Origin of the sequence: Spirosoma sp. 48-14 (genome assembly GCF_001898575.1) — a bacterium.
In the GTDB taxonomy this organism is placed as follows: Bacteria; Bacteroidota; Bacteroidia; order Cytophagales; family Spirosomataceae; genus Spirosoma.
The window spans coordinates 143361-160004 of sequence record NZ_MKUD01000072.1; the positions used below are offsets into that span (position 1 = coordinate 143361).

General features: G+C 46.3%; 15 protein-coding genes. 5 read left to right on the forward strand and 10 right to left on the reverse strand.

Going from position 1 to position 16644, the window contains the following annotated elements; translation table 11 throughout:
* Nucleotides 1-147: 147 nt before the first annotated feature.
* Nucleotides 148-1479: an AarF/ABC1/UbiB kinase family protein gene (locus BGO59_RS30845; RefSeq protein WP_293690676.1), complete on the reverse strand. Its 1332-nt coding sequence runs from the start codon at nt 1477-1479 to the stop codon at nt 148-150.
* A gap of 91 nt (nt 1480-1570) precedes the next feature.
* Nucleotides 1571-2242 (reverse strand): TetR/AcrR family transcriptional regulator, encoded by a 672-nt coding sequence (locus BGO59_RS30850; RefSeq protein WP_293690678.1) that lies wholly within the window; start codon nt 2240-2242, stop codon nt 1571-1573.
* Nucleotides 2243-2358: 116 nt separating this feature from the next.
* On the opposite strand from BGO59_RS30850, the gene BGO59_RS30855 reads away from it, so the two are divergent.
* Both BGO59_RS30855 and BGO59_RS30860 read left to right on the forward strand, forming a co-directional pair.
* The gene (locus BGO59_RS30855) at nt 2359-2919 is read left to right on the forward strand and encodes an ABC transporter permease (RefSeq protein ID WP_293690680.1); all 561 of its coding nucleotides are present in this window, start codon (nt 2359-2361) and stop codon (nt 2917-2919) included.
* An 80-nt stretch (nt 2920-2999) separates the two neighbouring features.
* Nucleotides 3000-3554, forward strand: a complete 555-nt coding sequence (locus BGO59_RS30860) for a hypothetical protein (RefSeq protein WP_293690682.1) — start codon at nt 3000-3002, stop codon at nt 3552-3554.
* A 72-nt stretch (nt 3555-3626) separates the two neighbouring features.
* Here BGO59_RS30860 and BGO59_RS30865 read toward each other — a convergent pair whose 3' ends face one another.
* From BGO59_RS30865 to BGO59_RS30880, 4 genes are read right to left on the reverse strand one after another with little or no spacing between them, the layout of a single operon-like run.
* Nucleotides 3627-5789 carry a ComEC/Rec2 family competence protein gene (locus tag BGO59_RS30865; protein WP_293690684.1) on the reverse strand — a complete coding sequence of 721 codons (2163 nt, stop codon included), beginning with the start codon at nt 5787-5789 and terminating at the stop codon, nt 3627-3629.
* Entirely contained in the window at nt 5786-6238 is a 453-nt protein-coding gene (locus BGO59_RS30870) for a GNAT family N-acetyltransferase (protein ID WP_293690686.1), read from the reverse strand. The genes BGO59_RS30865 and BGO59_RS30870 overlap by 4 nt, the downstream gene beginning before the upstream one ends.
* Before the next feature lie 51 nt (nt 6239-6289).
* Complete coding sequence (locus BGO59_RS30875) at nt 6290-7672, reverse strand: M43 family zinc metalloprotease (RefSeq protein WP_293690687.1); 1383 nt, start codon at nt 7670-7672, stop codon at nt 6290-6292.
* Nucleotides 7653-8618, reverse strand: coding sequence for a PhoH family protein (locus BGO59_RS30880; RefSeq protein WP_293690848.1), 966 nt, complete (start codon nt 8616-8618; stop codon nt 7653-7655). The genes BGO59_RS30875 and BGO59_RS30880 overlap by 20 nt, the downstream gene beginning before the upstream one ends.
* A 360-nt stretch (nt 8619-8978) precedes the next feature.
* On the opposite strand from BGO59_RS30880, the gene dnaB reads away from it, so the two are divergent.
* Both dnaB and BGO59_RS30890 read left to right on the forward strand, forming a co-directional pair.
* A complete protein-coding gene (gene dnaB, locus BGO59_RS30885) occupies nt 8979-11588 on the forward strand; it encodes a replicative DNA helicase (protein ID WP_293690689.1) in 2610 nt (869 codons plus the stop codon).
* Between the two features lie 96 nt (nt 11589-11684).
* On the forward strand, nt 11685-12260 hold the full coding sequence (locus BGO59_RS30890; RefSeq protein ID WP_293690691.1) for a DUF2911 domain-containing protein: 576 nt from the start codon (nt 11685-11687) through the stop codon (nt 12258-12260).
* Nucleotides 12261-12333: 73 nt separating this feature from the next.
* Here BGO59_RS30890 and BGO59_RS30895 read toward each other — a convergent pair whose 3' ends face one another.
* Nucleotides 12334-13134, reverse strand: a complete 801-nt coding sequence (locus BGO59_RS30895; protein WP_020598224.1) for a TIGR00730 family Rossman fold protein — start codon at nt 13132-13134, stop codon at nt 12334-12336.
* 397 nt (nt 13135-13531) lie between these two features.
* On the opposite strand from BGO59_RS30895, the gene BGO59_RS30900 reads away from it, so the two are divergent.
* Nucleotides 13532-13687: a hypothetical protein gene (locus tag BGO59_RS30900; RefSeq protein WP_293690694.1), complete on the forward strand. Its 156-nt coding sequence runs from the start codon at nt 13532-13534 to the stop codon at nt 13685-13687.
* Nucleotides 13688-13720: 33 nt separating this feature from the next.
* On the opposite strand, the gene BGO59_RS30905 is transcribed toward BGO59_RS30900, so the two are convergent.
* The 3 genes from BGO59_RS30905 to hemL form a co-directional block, all read right to left on the reverse strand.
* Nucleotides 13721-14077, reverse strand: a complete 357-nt coding sequence (locus BGO59_RS30905) for a hypothetical protein (protein WP_293690696.1) — start codon at nt 14075-14077, stop codon at nt 13721-13723.
* Nucleotides 14078-14250: 173 nt separating this feature from the next.
* A complete protein-coding gene (locus BGO59_RS30910; protein WP_293690698.1) occupies nt 14251-15258 on the reverse strand; it encodes a glycosyltransferase in 1008 nt (335 codons plus the stop codon).
* 97 nt (nt 15259-15355) lie between these two features.
* Nucleotides 15356-16642, reverse strand: a complete 1287-nt coding sequence (gene hemL, locus BGO59_RS30915; protein WP_293690700.1) for a glutamate-1-semialdehyde 2,1-aminomutase — start codon at nt 16640-16642, stop codon at nt 15356-15358.
* Nucleotides 16643-16644 lie beyond the last annotated feature (2 nt).

Consider the following 16644-nt stretch of genomic DNA (forward strand, 5'->3'; position numbering starts at 1 on the left):
ATATGCCCCCTACCCAGCACTTGTTGTAGCCAGGCTTATTTGCGAAGCTTCACTTGTGAAACCAGAAGCGATAGTATGCAAATGCCCCTCCAGTTTCTGCTGGAGGGGCATTTAGACAATAGCAATACAACAAACCGAATTAGCCAATTACGATTGGCCAACCAGTTGCTCAGTTTGCAACCATTCTGGCTTTGTAATCCTTACACGAGCTTTTAACTCATTAAGCATAGCATATAAACCGTAGTATGTCCGGTTGATGTATAATCCATCCCGGTTAGCCCGTACCACTTTCGAATTGCGTAGTTCTTCCATCTTCGACAAATCTTCGGCAAACGCATACACTTTGTTGAAATACTCGTCGTCGCCGAAATCGAACCAATCGACCGCAAATGGTTTACCCAGCATCTCGATCATTTGGACGAATAAGTCGGAATAAAACTTCCGCTCTTTAACCGTATCCTGTGGTACCAGGAATCCCAGATTCATGAACACCTGCTCGGCTACTGGCGGGTCAAGCAGTTTATCCGGCCGAAGCAACTGGAAATAGTTATCGTAGAAATAATCGGGAATTACTTTCACACACCCAAAATCAATGACCCCCATCGTCCCATCGGCCCGCATCAGAAAATTGCCGGGGTGTGGGTCGGCATGAACCTGCCGGAGCGCATGAATCTGATGATCATAAAAATCCCATAACAGTTGTCCGATACGGTCACGTACATCCTGCGATGGATTTGTTGCCAGAAACTCCCGCAGATGCAAACCATCGAGCCAGTCCATAGTCAGTATACGTCGGCTTGACAGGTCCGGGTAGTATTTTGGGAATACCAATCCATCAATATGTGCACAGGCGTTTGATATTTCAATGCTACGCCGAAGTTCAAGTTCGTAATCGGTTTCCTCCAGTAGTTTACTTTCTACCTCCTGCATGAAATAGTCGATCTGTCGTTCATCCAGATTGAGTAACCGCACAGCCAGCGGCTTAGCAATTTTCAGATCGGAACTAACGGAATCGGCCACGCCGGGGTATTGAATCTTTACGGCCAGCTTTTTCCCGTCTTTCCAGGCTTCATGCACCTGACCGATACTAGCTGCATTGATGGCATTGATATTGAATGAATCGAACAACTGCGAGGGTGATTTTCCGAAGTAAGTCCGAAACGTCTTGATGACAAGCGGTCCTGATAAAGGTGGAGCCGAATATTGGGCCATCGTGAATTTATCCGAGTATGCCACCGGCAACAAACCACGATCCATGCTTAGCATCTGAGCCATTTTCAGGGCTGATCCTTTCAATTCGCTCAGGGCTTCATAAATATCTGCCGCGTTATCCTTGTGTAACTCCTCTCGGGGCAATTCAGGGTCAAGCAGCTTTTTGCTATAATGTTTTATATAATTCCCCCCAACCTTTACCCCAGCCTTAACAAACTGTGTAGCACGGGCCACTTTGGTGGTAGGAACAGACGTTTGAGTTTTCATGTGGCGTTAATTTTGAATGATTGAGCGATTAAATGATTGAATAAGCGCAGGCTGGCCATTTAATTCAGTCATTCTATCATTAAACATTCAATCATTTGTTCTGGTACATAAACTTCGCCAGGTCGAACAGCGTATCCAGAGGAGAACGTCCAATCAGGTCAAAAGCAGTGTTGACGGTCTTCTCAATAGCTGTATCAGTTTTTTCGAAGTTTTTGCTCACATCGCGTACCCAGAAATCAAGCAGATAAAGCGTTTGCCCCCAGAGCGCGTCGGGGTAACGATCGGTAATAAACGGGCGAGGTTCAACCTCTTTGCTTTCACGCCCTTCGGCCAGCAAATCACGGGCAAAGTCGTAGAATACGTCTTTGAAGGGTTCTAGTACGCGCGACTTCGGTTCGGGTCGCCACGCACCAGGGCCTAAACGACGAGTACTGAGCCCTTCAGTCCGCAAACGACCGAAGCTGTAAACGACAAAGCTCCGTTGGGATTTCAGCAACTCAATCCAGGTGTAGTAGAAGGCCAGTAGTTTCTCTCGAACGGAGTAACTCTGATAGGTCTGGTCAGCCTCTACAGTTGCTTTCGCTTCGTTAAAAAAGGTAGTCCAGACATCAGCTTCGATTGCGTCGAATGAAGCATATTCTTTATAAAAGTCAGCTTCGGCAATCTTGAGTTTTTTTACAAACTGGAAAACGGAGGTGGGCTGTTTTCCATGTTCCAGGACGTACTCGGTGTACGCCTTGCGGATTTTTTCGAGCGTTTCCATATACTTCTGCAACGGTCTGTTGGTCAGAAAAGTTTGTCTGCTCAGCTACAAAAATGCTGGAAAAATTACCATTTTCATCGTAAATTTATCCCGTACTTATCCTCTTATTATTCTTCATGAACACACGCCTTTTTTGTTTGCTCCTGACGCTTTTTGCTGGATTTGGCTTTTCTACACAGGCTCAGTCGTCGTATGAGATAACAACCGATCAACCGGCTCAATTTAATGGCATAGAATACGGGTATGCTATTCGCAACGAAAGTAAAAAAGAAGTGGGCAGCAAAGGGACATTTAATCGGTATGAATTAACCGTTTATGTAACGAACAAAAGTGGATGTACCCGTCTATTTTTCCCCCGGCAAACTACATTCGGTTTACAGGATCAGGACTTACTCGCCAATTTCGACTGTGTGAATGCAACGGGGGCCCGGTTAACGTCGAAAACAACTACTGTTCGTGCCCGGCCTTTCTCGGTTCCCTATTCCACAAGCTCAAAAAATGCCGAAGGTAAAGTGGTCACAACGACTATTCAGGTGCAGGCTGGTCATATGCTCGAAAACGGCGAAACGGTCTCTAACAATATTATCGTGCTGGTCCCTGAAGGGGAACAACCCCTGATGCGCGTTCGGGTGCAGGCTACCGAAACCCCTCTAGGCCGAAACTCATACGCTCGTTAGGGCAGATGTATGTACTGCTATTTCATTTTTTCCGAACTTCGCCGTTCTAACGGCCCATTGTGGCAAATCAAATCGTAACTATGAACGTATCAGTTCTGTCCCGTATTCTGCGTAATCTATGCCTTTGTGCTAGCTTATTGATATCCATTCAGAGTTTTGGTCAATATGGTGGGTATGGTGGATACGGCGGCTATGGTGGTATGGGACGCCGTATGGGCGGTAACTTTAGCCAGGACATGACGGCGACCTCTCGATCCAACATCCCCAACATTGCGGGCGAACTGGCCCAGCGGGAAACCAAGTGGATCAAGGAAAACCTTTCGCCTTCTAAAGACCAGTTAAAAGCAATTAAACAACTCAATACCGAATACGGAAATCAGCAGCAGTCCGCCATTAAGGATATTATTGGTACCAGTGGAAAACCGACTCCTGAAAGCCGTAAACAGATTGAAGACATGATGCTTATGCTCAATGAAGAAAAAGAAGATAAGCTCAAAGGCATTCTAACACCTGAGCAATGGAGTTTGTATCAATCGAAAAAGCCTGAAATGCAGAAAGCCGTTGGCGGCTGGCGTCCTCCTGCTCCTAAAGGCACACCTACTCAATCAGATTCGACAGGTGCTCCAAAACAATAACCCTAAAATAAGAAAACGGTCAGAAAAATAAGTTCTGACCGTTTTTTTTAGCCTATACAACGTTCGTATTGATTACTCCAAATCAGCCACATAAGCCCCCATCTGCCGAACCGAAAAGCAACTGATTCCTCGTTCACGAGCCTCAGCTAATAGCTTGTCGGTCAAAGGGGTTCGGTTTGAATCATCGAAGATAATATGCCTGGCTACCACTCTCTTATTTAGCTGGCTCCACTCCCGTAGCGCATTCCGTCGAATAATCAGGTAATCGACCACAGCAGGCAATCGCCAGTTAGAGCGCCCATTAAATTTATTCGCCAGTAGAATCGTCTTGTCATGCCATACCCAAAGGGCCCAATCACGCGACTGATGAAGACCCGGAACCGAAACTAACGTACCGCCAGGCGTACCACTTCGTTGCAAATAGGCCGTTCTCGTACGCAAAATACCCCACTGACCAAAGGTGTTTTTCAGGTAAAAATCATACGAGCGTGTATCGGTGCTGTCCAGATCAGTCAGCAGTGTGCATTGTCGTCCACTCGTTAGGCTGACTGCCGTGTGATGCGGTAGAAAATGAACTGCGAGTTTCTCCTGATGAGCCTGATGCGACATTTCGGCTATCAGTACGACTGCTAATGCGATCGAAGCTACGCATGTTGCCCACAGGTAATCGCGATTACGTGTCAGTAATAAAGCCGCTCCACAAAAAATAATCCCGTACGTTAACCCCAAAGCAGCAGGCGACAACCAAAGTCCGTCCCAGGCAGCACCTGGCAATTCACTGGTTAGCTGAACCGCGCCATTCAGCAACCAGGCTACTTTTTGAAGCAACCATCCCAGTACACTGTTTAAATACGGCAACCAGCTCAAAGCTAGACATAACATTGCCAATGGCAGCAGGATCTCTGACATGACAATCACAACCGGATTGGCGAGCAAAAAATAAGTTGGAAACTGGTGAAAGTAAAAAACACCGAGTGGAAACGTAATCAGTTGCGCCACCAACGCCACCGCCGTCAGTTCCCAAAGCCGATTGGCCCATGTACTCCAAAACGTAACCGACTGATAAAGCGACGATTGCCAGGCTCCGATGCCAGCCACAGCCAGGTAAGACAACTGAAAGCCAGCCGAAAACAGCGCGTAAGGGTCAAAACATAGAATAAAAAAAGCCGAAGCCCCTAATGTATTTGGCAATTGCTGTTGGCGTCCTAAAGCGTTGGCTACTATTACCATCGAAAACATGCCGGCCGAGCGGAGTACTGGTGGCGAAAAACCTGTTACGAGCGCATAAAACCACAATATGGTCAACTGCAAAGCCGCCATCAAAAGTTTTCCACCCTTGCGTTTCGCCAGGAAGCCCAGTAAAAACGTCAGCACCTGAAAGAGAATGCCTACATGCAGGCCCGAAACAGATAATATATGTACAGCCCCTGCTGCCGAATATGCTCGATATTGTTCCGTATCCAGATCATCACGAACGCCCAGTATCATGGCGTTTACAACCCCAAATTCAGGTCGAGTTCCAATTTGTTGAGTTAGTACGCTGTCGGCCCAGCGGTTTACCTGAGTGGCTAACCGGGTAACGGGATTGGGCGGGTCAACCGATAAGACCTGTCGTTGAAACGGGCGAAGGTATTGCTGATGGCCTATGTTTCGGTAGCTAAGATACCGTTTGTAATTAAATTCGCCGGGGTTAAGTGGAGGATCAATTGGCCGGGGAGCTCCAGATACAATCCAAACTTCCCCATACGAAGGCATGTGCTGTCCAGCTTTATCTAAATAGACAATTACACGACCACTCAGTGCGTGCCAAGTGCCTGCCGAACCCAGTGAAGCCTTCTTTTCTCCAGTTGCTTGATGGCTTATCCACCTGCCTTGCTGGATTTCCAGTTCAACCCGATATGTTTTTGCCCGTTCTTCTGGCTGTGCAGAAATTACACCGACGTAAGCCTGCAGCGAATCAGTAAGATGACTAATGTCGCTGGATCTATTACTGGAAGTACGCTGAAAAGTAATAGCCCATCCCAACCCTATCAGCATCAATAAAATACCCACTCCGGGCAACGTCTGGATAGGTTTAATGGGTTGATCTGAGTGAGAAAAGAATCTCCACACGTATAGGCACAGGCCAACAGCCAATGCACCTACAGGCAGGAAGTACCAATCTGGCCATAGCACGTACAGAACGATGCCAGCGATCAACCCTGCGACATATCGAACAAAGGGTTGCCCATTCATCGTTTTGAATAGGCAGATGCTGGCAACACCATTTTGTAATGCTGGATACCAGCTTCTTCGAACATTGGTCCGACAGCCACAAACCCAAATGAGGCATAAAGTGGCATAGCCGTGACTTGCGCATGCAAATAAATGCGTTCGATAGGCTCCGGCTGCTGACTAAACACACTATCCAGGACGGCCTGAACCAAAGCCCTGCCTACTCCTTTTCCGCGAAATGCTATTAAAACAGCAAATCGCTCTAGCTTAACACCGTTAGATGTTCGTCGCCAACGCGCTGTACCGCAGGGAATACCTTCATCGACAGCCAGAAACTGTGTACTACTATCTTCAAATTCATCAAACTCTTCTTCCGGCGAAACATGCTGCTCATCAACAAATACTTCCCGGCGAATAGCAAAGGCCTTTTCAAGATCAGCAGGACTGGAAATGGGTAGAACCGTGATCATAGCAAGTGGATTTTTTACGAGATTCGGTTTACGGAAGACCGTAAATGATAGTCATTGTACCACAAAACGTTTACTAACCGCTTCGCTAGCTGTTTTGACCCGAACAATATACATACCTTTTGCCAATCCTGTTACAGGAAGCGCCAACCGTGTACTGGACGAATTAGCATAACTGGCTGTCCGTACCTGACGGCCTGTGCCATCAAATACATCCACCTGAAATGACTGAATCCCCTTGAGCTGTACATCCATCAAGGGAATATCGGTTTGCAAATCACTTTGATACGGATTAGGATATACTTTCACCGTTAGTTGCTCCGACTCAGTCAATGGTGTCGTTATCGACGCTAGTTTTACCACCTTTGCCCGGCGAGGACTCAAGACCAGCACGGCTCGCATACGGGCTACCTGCCCGGCAGTAAACATATTCATACAGGCGTCGGGCGAATACATCATATAATTCTCAACCAGATCGCGGGTTTGTTTACCAGCCACACAAGTCGAATAGGTTTGTTTACAGGATGTAGGCGATACAGATCGGTCTTCGGTCAGTGGCGTATCGGCAACATAGTCTTCATTACAACCATTACCATCTCCCCAAGGATGAATTAGTCCAAGCCAATGGCCGATTTCGTGCGAAACGGTTCGCCCTAACATATAATAGGTACGATTTACAGTACCGATTTGCCGACCAAAGGTCTGGTAATCGATTCGTACACCATCCGTATTTACATTCAAATTTGCCTGCAATCCTTTTAGCGTATCAGCCGCCGTAGGAAACTGTCCATAACCGATGTAATCTCCCTGATAATCGGCCACCCATATATTTAAATATTGATCACTTGGCCAATAAGCGATTTGTGACAGAAGCACATCATCATTCTGAATATCGAAGGTCGCCTTCGCTGAATAATAATGCCGGGTAATACCATTGGTAGGATTTCCATTCGGATCAATCGTTGCCAGAAAAAACTCAATTCTGGCATCTGCCCCTATCGCGCTGGTATTGTATCCGTTTGTACCAGCCTTCCGTCGGTAATCTTCGTTTAAAACCTGAATTTGAGAAAGGATCTGGGCTTCCGAAATATTGACATTGTTAGAGCCACCAATAACACCAGAAGCGTTATTATGCACGACATGAACAACGATTGGAATTCGATAAACCGTCGTATCGGCAGCGGTAGTCCTCAACGATTTCTGCTCGATCTGCCTTTGTTCAATACGCCTGTTAAGCTCCTGAATCAGTTGAAGACGGTTGGGGTCGCGCTGTTGCAGTAGTCGTTCCTGGTTGACAACAGCACAACGCCTAATTGTTGAGTCGGGTGATGTTTGTGCACCAGCAATTGGCGACATCAATAAAACAAGCGAACCGATGAGCCAGGCCCAAACGATTCGCTTGTTGAGAGTCAGGCGGTTAGTGCCCTGCTTTATCATATGCATTAATAATTTCTCGAACGAGCTTATGCCGAACCACATCGCGACCATCCAGCTCTACGAAGGCGATTCCTTTGATATTTTTCAGAATATCAACAGACTCAACCAGCCCTGACTTCTGCCGGTTGGGTAAGTCAATTTGTGATCGGTCACCCGTAATAATGGCTTTCGATGTAGGCCCCATCCGGGTCAGAAACATCTTCATCTGCATCGATGTCGTATTCTGCGCTTCATCCAGCAGAATAAACGCGTTGTTCAACGTACGACCACGCATGTAAGCTAGTGGCGCAATTTCAATGATCCGGTTTTCGGTATAAAATTTCAGCTTTTCGGCCGGAATCATATCATCGAGCGCATCATAAATCGGCCGCAGATACGGATCTATTTTCTCTTTCAGATCGCCCGGCAAAAAGCCCAGGTTTTCCCCCGCTTCGACAGCTGGACGAGTAATGATAATTTTCTTGACTTCTTTATTCTTTAAGGCCCGTACCGCAATAGCAACAGCCGTATAGGTCTTACCCGTACCTGCGGGTCCTATGGCGAAGACAAGATCATGCTTCTCAGCGGCCTCTACCAGACGTTTCTGGTTATCAGTTCGGGCACGTACAACTACACCACGGTTTCCATAAACCAGAACTTCATCGTCGTCGGGCAAACTAGGGGGAGCCAGCGAGCCTCCATTTGTAGGCTGACCACTATGACTGATATAATTCTGAACGTTTTCGTGGGTAATTTTTCCGTATTTCTGATAATGCTCCAGTAGTGATTCCAGAATGTCACTAATCCGGCTTATCTCAGGCGTGGTTCCCTTGATGCGTATTTCGTTACCGCGCGAGATAATTTTGCTCATGGGAAAGGCAGCTGCCACTTCCTTGATGTTATTATTCTCGACACCCAAAAAATCGATGAGTGATATATTGTCGAGAGTGATGACTTTTTCGACCAAACGATGAATAGGTTTAATGTGTGATTCCGAAAAGTAAGCGATTTCTTTACTTGTACAACGCATTTTCTCAAAAATTTATTCGCTCGCCCACATTTCTTACTCAAGCCGCCCAATCGATACCATTCCCCATTTTTCAGGAATAAATTTGTATCTTTCTGACACACAGTTCACAGCTCATCATTCCTCCTTTATACGCCAATACGACCCAGAACCGTTGCTTAAAAACTCTATTTTTTTTGCCGTATCTTAGTAGCAACATTACCAGAATGTTACGAACAATTTTTCGCTCTGAACTATATACGTCACATCCAATAGGATTTGCCTTATGAAGCGTTAATTTCGTAAACTTGCGGTGAGACAATGGAGAACAACGCACGCCCGAACCAACACCTTCGTAAACCTTCTGCCTTCGCCGGAGGTCGTCAACAGGCAGGTAATCACTGGCTCGACACCGGCCTCGGGAAATTACCGCCACAGGCTCTGGACCTTGAAGAAGCCGTTCTGGGGGCGTTAATGATCGAAAAAGATGCATTATCATCTGTTGTTGACATTCTTAAACCCGAGACGTTTTACAAAGAAGCACACCAGCGGATTTACAATGCGATCCTGACGCTTTTTGGCAATTCTGACCCGATCGATTTGTTAACAGTTACGCAACAATTGCGTAAAACAGGTGAAATTGAGATGGTTGGTGGTGCTGGATACGTCTCTGAATTAACCTTCCGGGTCAACTCAGCTGCGAACATTGAATACCATGCCCGGATTGTTTCGGAGCAGGCGCTCAAGCGTGCGCTGATTGCCATGTCGTCCACGATTCTGCGCGACGCGTACGAAGATACCACCGACGTGTTTGAGCTTCTGGACCGCACCGAACAATCCCTCTTCAAGATTTCGGAATCGAACATCAAGAAGAACTATGCCGACATGAGTACCATTGTTCGAATGGCGCTTAATGAGCTGGAAACCAAAAAAAATCAGGAGGGCTTAACGGGTGTTCCTTCGGGATTTACTCAACTCGACCGGGTCACTTCGGGCTGGCAACCTACCGAACTTATTATTCTAGCAGCAAGGCCTGCGATGGGAAAATGCCTCGGTAAAGGCACTAAGGTTGTCATGTTCGATGGGTCACTGCGGAAGGTCGAGGATGTGCAGGAAGGTGATCTGCTAATGGGTGATGATTCTACCCCTCGCCGTGTGCTTAGCATTGCCCGTGGCCAGGAACGTATGTACTGGGTGCATCAAAACAAGGGCATTAGTTATCGAGTCAACGAAAGCCATATTTTATCCCTGAAACGTAGCCGTACGGAAGGGCCCTATAAAAAAGGGGAGGTTCTTAACATTACGGTTCGGGATTACCTGACTAAATCGGCCAAGTTTAAAACGAACTACAAAGGCTATAAAGTGGCTGTTCATTTCCCCGCACAGGCAGTCCCTCTTGATCCTTATTTCGTAGGACTCTGGTTGGGAGATGGTCATTCCTATAGTTCTCGAATTACGAATATTGATACTGAGGTTGTCGATTATTTGAAAGGGTACGCCGATGACTTAAATCTGACACTATCAACGTATCAGCAAGTTGGTAAAGCACCGAGTCACGCCATTACGACTGGTCAACGAGGTGTACGATCTTCCTTCAATGTACAGGAGCAGTTACGTGGTTTATCAGTAATTGAAAATAAGCATATTCCACGTGCTTATCTCATCAATTCAACTGAAAACCGGCTAAAATTACTCGCTGGTTTAATTGATAGCGATGGGCATTATCAGGAAGCCTTCAATTGCTACGAGATCACTCAGAAGAATAAAGCGCTGGCCGAACAACTGAAATATCTGTGCGATACACTGGGTTTCCGTTGTTCGCTCAAGGAAAAGCAGGCAAGTATCTCTTCCCGAGGGTATTTATCAACTGTTTACCGATTACGGATCTTTGGAAATCTTGATACCATACCTGTACGAATTGAACGTAAAAAAGCGCGCGCTCTCAAAGCAAGAGCTGATTGGCGTGTAACCGGAATACAGGTCGAATACGATAAAGTCGATGACTACTACGGCTTTTCGATTGATGGCAATCGGTTGTTTCTACTGGAAGACATGACTGTTACTCACAACACGGCATTTGTGGTGTCGGCTCTTCGGAATGCAGCAGTCGATCACGGCAAGGGCGTCGCCATCTTTTCACTGGAGATGTCGTCCGTGCAGTTGGTAAACCGTCTTATTTCGGCTGAAGCGGAGATCGACTCAGAAAAAATTCGGAAAGGAACGCTGGCTCCGCACGAATGGACCCAGTTACACCATAAAATTCAACGGCTAACCGAAGCTCCCATCTTTATCGACGATACCCCTGCCCTATCCATTCTGGAGCTTCGGGCCAAGTGCCGTCGATTGAAAGCACAGCATGATATACAAATGGTGGTCATTGACTACCTCCAGCTCATGTCGGGCGATTCGTCGGGCCGGGCTGGTGGCAACCGTGAACAGGAAATTGCATCGATTTCAAGAGCGCTGAAAAACCTGGCGAAAGAACTAAACGTTCCGGTTATTGCGCTTTCGCAGCTGAGCCGGGCGGTAGAAACGCGGGGGGGCGATAAGAAACCGCAACTTTCTGACCTTCGGGAATCGGGATCTATCGAGCAGGATGCCGACATGGTTTGTTTCCTATACCGTCCTGAGTATTACAATATTACACAGGATGAAAACGGCAACTCGACAGTCGGTATTGGCGAAGTGATCATTGCTAAGAACCGAAGTGGCTCGCTCGATACTATTCAGCTACGGTTCATCAACAAGTTCACCAAATTCTGTGACCTCGATTCGTATTTCGAACCCGTTCAGGCACAGGGTTTTGGCGCAAATGTTAATGGCCTGACTAGCTTCGATGCTCCTCCGTCGGCAGGGAGTGTGTTCAAAAGTAAGGCCAACGATATGTCGAGTTTTGGCAATGCAGACCCAAGTCAGGAGACGCCGTTCTAATAGTAGCTATTTTCTTTTATCCGCTATTTTTGTCGAGGCTCTCTTCATAGGGTATGAAGGCCTTATCATTTCCGTTCACTCTTTACTAAACAGACTATGAAATTTGCTGGTTTACTGGCGGCTTTACTTCTTAGCTTCGCCTTTTCAACCGAAGCGCAATCGTTACGAGGCCTCGACAAAAGCCCGATGGATATGGCCTATTATCCAGACGATTTTGCCCACGATCGTAAGTTTGCTCCTGCTAAAGTGGGCGATAAAGTCTACGCCCGCGTTACCTACAGTCGGCCCGCCAAAAACGGGCGGGAGGTCTTTGGTAAACTCATTCCGTATGGTAAAGTGTGGCGAGTTGGTGCAAACGAAGCGACCGAAATCAAGTTTTTTACCGATGCAACCATTCAGGGTAAAAAAATTAAAGCGGGTGTGTATTCGCTATATGCCATTCCGACTGAAACAGAGTGGACAATCATTCTGAATTCTGATCTGGACCAATGGGGTGCTTATAGCTACAAACCCGAGCTGGATGTATTACGGGTAACGGCTTCCGTCAAAAAAACTGAAAATGTGGTGGAAAATTTTACGGTTCAATTTAAAAAAGCCAAAGACACACCAACCGAGTCAATCATGATGCTGGCCTGGGATAATGTGCAGGTTGATATCCCCATCACTTTTTAACCCATCTTGCAACTCTACTAAAAAAGCCGGTTCTGCATAAGAACCGGCTTTTTTAGTTCGAAACTATAGCTGATTAAAAATTCGGCTTAAGCAGGTATTTACTGTAGAAATCATCAATAACCTTGACGGCTTCAGTAGGCGTATCCACCACATTGATCAATTTCATATCCTCTGGGTTGATATTATGTTCTTCGCCCAGCATTACATTGTTGATCCAATCGATAAGGCCCTGCCAATAGGACCGCCCAACCAGCACAATAGGGAAACGGGCAATTTTTCGGGTTTGAATCAACGTCATCGCTTCAAAGAGTTCATCAAGAGTACCCATACCACCGGGCATAACTACAAACCCCTGTGCATACTTCACGAACATCACTTTTCGAACAAAGAAAAAGTCGAAGTTTATGCTTTTATCGGGATCTATATAAATATTACTATGTTGCTCAAACGGTAGCTTGATGTTAAGACCAACCGATTTTCCGCCCTGCTCAAAGGCACCTTTATTACCGGCTTCCATGATCCCTGGTCCTCCTCCAGTAATGACGCCATAGCCATGCCGCACTAGTTTGGCAGCAATCTCTTCAGTCATTTTGTAATATTTGTTGTCGGGCTTGGTACGAGCAGAACCAAATATCGATACACAGGGGCCGATCTTGGCTAATTTGTCAAAGCCTTCAACAAATTCGGCCATTACCTTAAAGATCACCCACGAATCAGCCGTTTTTATTTCATTCCAGTCATGATCTGTAAACGCTTCTTTTATACGTTGTTCATCGGGGGTAAGGAGTAACTCGTCGCGCTTGGGTAAGTCTGTTGCAATGCGTTCGGTGCTCTGCGCTTCAGAGCGGTGAACATTCTCTTTTGTTTCTTCCATGTACATCAATAAAAAAGGCAGTGGGCGCAAAACGTACTCACTAGTCAAACACTATATAACCCGCTCAACTTACTCAAAAACTCGGTTCAAGCTGAATGAATGCTGGGTTTTTAATAGAGCGGATTACTATAACGACAATTTGGGGTAAAACGTTTCGCATATACAAAGCTCCAATCACTTTTACTTTAAGCCCAATACGATTCATATACGTTAATAACCTATTGCCGAAAACCGCTTTTACCAAATATCATCTAATTACTAGCCTACGGTTATTGAATTTACCGATAATCAAGGTTTCGATTGTAAAAAAACCGAACATATGGCCCATTTTGACTAAAAAATCCCTAATTTTGCGCTCTGATTTTCATGAACCGACAAAAATTTAGTTTATACAATCATGGCAGTAACAGAATTAAAGCGCAAAGCTCGTCGGAATCGGGCGATTGCTAACAATAAAACGAATGCAATTAAGCAATTGCTCCGCAAACCTATCATTAAGAATGTAGATGTAGACGCCATTAAGGCATCGTTTGCTGAGAAGAAAGCAGCCTAACCAATCAGCTGACTTTTATACGAAGGGTCTTTCTTATTTTGCCTCGCTTTTTCCAAGCGGGGCTTTTCGTTTTTGGAACATGCGTGTCCACTCACGGTCCCGCTTTTTGAGTTCACGACGTACAAACCGACGATAGTCAATCTGAACCCGGTAGCGAACTGCCTGCCCAAATAGCAATAATCCGCCATTGATAAGAATGAGGCTATAGGTTCCCCATAAAAACCACTGCCGAAAAGGAGCCCCTGACTGATTGGCTTCGGCGGCTACACTAAACACACACAGACCTATGCTAAACAGGATTAGCCCCAATGAGACGACAATCAGCCCTTTTGTTCGGGTGCTCATGCGTTTAACTAATCGTTGGCCGGGTGGTTTGGCAAGCTTGTTCATCAACTTAGGCGTCTTTTAGTACAGTAACACCTGACAGACTAATTTCGTTGACAAGTGCTCCTTCTTTGGCGAATATAACGAGTTTACAGGCTTTTCATTCGCCATTTACAGCGACTAACCAGATAAATTGAAAAATCTGTGATCACTTAACTAAATTCTTATACGTTTCATGGTTAAGATGGATAATCAATACTAGCCCCGGTCTCTCTAAACTCTTTCGGTTCCCGTATCCGCTTCCAGCCCTCAGTTAAAAAGCCAATACCATATCCGAGCAACTGAGTAAAAGCAGCTTGCACACTCAATAATCCAATTGTCAGACTTTTTTCTTTTCGAGTAGCGTCGATTAGAATAAGTATGGCAATCAGCCCTAACAAACCAACTGCTATCCCAAATAATATGTGACTGATGAGTGCCCACAGCGGAATTGACAAAACAAACAGTGTAAACAAAGCCGGAATGGCATGCACCAGCTTCAGCTCGCCGGGATAGTACCGCGAAATATTGATTCTGGCACGTCCAAAAAAGCGGAGTTGCCGAAAAAACTGGCCAAAATCGGTTCGACGTTTGTGATAGATAAACGCATCAGGAATTAGCCCCGTACGGAAACCATTTTCGATGATACGAATAGCGAACTCAATATCTTCACCCATGCGCGTCAGTTTATACCCTCCGATTGTTTCCCATACGTTGCGGGAAAGTCCCATGTTGAAGCTCCGTGGATGGTATGTTCCGCCGAGGTTCTTCTTACTGCCACGTATGCCCCCTGTTGTAAAGGGTGATGTCATCGAATAGCTAATTGCCCGCTGTATGGGAGTAAAATCGGGGTGAGCTTTATCAGGTCCGCCATACGCATCCAGCTTATCCTGGATGATACGTTCATTCACAACGGCAAAATAATGGTTCGGTACAAGCGCATCGGAATCAAAAATCACAAAATAATCACCTCTTGCTCGTTCGAAACCGTAGTTCCGGGTAAACCCCTGCCCCGAATTCGGTTTAAAGAAATACCGGATGTCCAGTCGGTCACGAAACGCGTTAACTACCTCATCGGCTTTCTCTCGTGAACCATCTTCAATCACAAGTACTTCAAACTGGTTATACGTCTGTTTCGTCAGGCTTTCCAAAAGCTCACGTAACTCGTCCGGGCGATTGTAAACGGGTATGATAACGGAAAAGAACATCAAGCATTAAGTGTAAAATATGAAAAGAGCAACGTGCCCGAAAGCTTAGTTGGGTATTTAGTTAACCGCTTGTTCACGCTGCACTTTTTAAGCCTACTTATTTTATCACTTCCAGAAGACTTTCTTCGTTGGCCTGAATGATCTGGTCCACCAGGTCATCGGTTAAGGCAATGGACAGAAACAGACTTTCGAACTGTGATGGGGCCAAATAGACACCACGATCTAACATCGCATGAAAATATCGGCCAAACAGGGGCACATCACAGGACTTGGCATCCGAAAAGTTCGAAACCGGCCGCCCGGTCATAAACAAGGTAAACATGGAGCCAATATGATTGATAGTATAGTTCAATCCTGCTTTCTGTAAGCCCTTGCGAAATCCGTTCACTAGTTTATCCCCTATCGTTTCCAGGCGCGTATATACCTCAGGATGTTCGTTTAGGTAATGCAGCATGGCCATACCTGCCGACATAGCAATCGGATTACCGGACAATGTACCAGCCTGATAAATAGGGCCAGCCGGTGATACCTGATTCATAATATCAGCCCGGCCACCATAAGCACCCACCGGCATACCTCCTCCAATGATCTTCCCCATTGTTGTCAGATCAGGCGTGATACCAAAGCGCTCCTGAGCCCCTCCTTTTGACAGGCGGAATCCAGTCATCACCTCGTCGAAAATCAGTAGAGTTCCGTACTTATCACATAACGAGCGAATGCCTTCCAGAAAGCCAGGCTCTGGCAATACACATCCCATATTACCGACAACCGGCTCCAAAATAACGGCAGCCACCTGGTTCTGATTATTCTCCAGCAAGACTTCAACAGCCGCTAAATCGTTGTATGGCGCTGTCAGTGTATCGGCAGCTGTTGCTTTGGTGACCCCAGGGCTATCAGGCACCCCCATAGTCATGGCTCCACTACCAGCCGCAATCAGGAACGAATCGCCATGCCCGTGGTAACAGCCTTCAAACTTGATAATTTTATCTCTCCCGGTAAAACCTCTGGCCACACGGATAGCAGCCATCGTTGCTTCCGTACCCGAATTTACCATCCGGACTTTCTCGACCGATGGCACCATGGCCGTGATCAATTCAGCCATTTCGACTTCTTTACGCGTTGGAGCTCCAAACGAAAACGAGTATTGGATTGCGTCACGTACCGCCTTTTCGACCGGCTCAAAAGCGTGGCCCAGAATCATCGGCCCCCACGAATTTATTAATTCAATATATTGACGTCCATCTTCATCATAGAGGTAAGGCCCCTTAGCTGATTTGATAAACAGTGGAGATCCGCCAACTGCCCGGAAAGCACGCACAGGAGAGTTTACCCCACCTGGAATAAGCGTTTTCGCCTTTTCAAATAATTGTTCGCTCGTTGTCATTT

Coding starts and splice junctions, on each gene's coding strand:
- BGO59_RS30845 (WP_293690676.1), bottom strand. CDS start 1,479: ATGAAAACTCAAACGTCTGTTCCTACCACCAAAGTGGCCCGTGCTACA.
- BGO59_RS30850 (WP_293690678.1), bottom strand. CDS start 2,242: ATGGAAACGCTCGAAAAAATCCGCAAGGCGTACACCGAGTACGTCCTG.
- BGO59_RS30855 (WP_293690680.1), top strand. CDS start 2,359: ATGAACACACGCCTTTTTTGTTTGCTCCTGACGCTTTTTGCTGGATTT.
- BGO59_RS30860 (WP_293690682.1), top strand. CDS start 3,000: ATGAACGTATCAGTTCTGTCCCGTATTCTGCGTAATCTATGCCTTTGT.
- BGO59_RS30865 (WP_293690684.1), bottom strand. CDS start 5,789: ATGAATGGGCAACCCTTTGTTCGATATGTCGCAGGGTTGATCGCTGGC.
- BGO59_RS30870 (WP_293690686.1), bottom strand. CDS start 6,238: ATGATCACGGTTCTACCCATTTCCAGTCCTGCTGATCTTGAAAAGGCC.
- BGO59_RS30875 (WP_293690687.1), bottom strand. CDS start 7,672: ATGATAAAGCAGGGCACTAACCGCCTGACTCTCAACAAGCGAATCGTT.
- dnaB (WP_293690689.1), top strand. CDS start 8,979: ATGGAGAACAACGCACGCCCGAACCAACACCTTCGTAAACCTTCTGCC.
- BGO59_RS30890 (WP_293690691.1), top strand. CDS start 11,685: ATGAAATTTGCTGGTTTACTGGCGGCTTTACTTCTTAGCTTCGCCTTT.
- BGO59_RS30895 (WP_020598224.1), bottom strand. CDS start 13,134: ATGGAAGAAACAAAAGAGAATGTTCACCGCTCTGAAGCGCAGAGCACC.
- BGO59_RS30900 (WP_293690694.1), top strand. CDS start 13,532: ATGGCAGTAACAGAATTAAAGCGCAAAGCTCGTCGGAATCGGGCGATT.
- BGO59_RS30905 (WP_293690696.1), bottom strand. CDS start 14,077: ATGAACAAGCTTGCCAAACCACCCGGCCAACGATTAGTTAAACGCATG.
- BGO59_RS30910 (WP_293690698.1), bottom strand. CDS start 15,258: ATGTTCTTTTCCGTTATCATACCCGTTTACAATCGCCCGGACGAGTTA.
- hemL (WP_293690700.1), bottom strand. CDS start 16,642: ATGACAACGAGCGAACAATTATTTGAAAAGGCGAAAACGCTTATTCCA.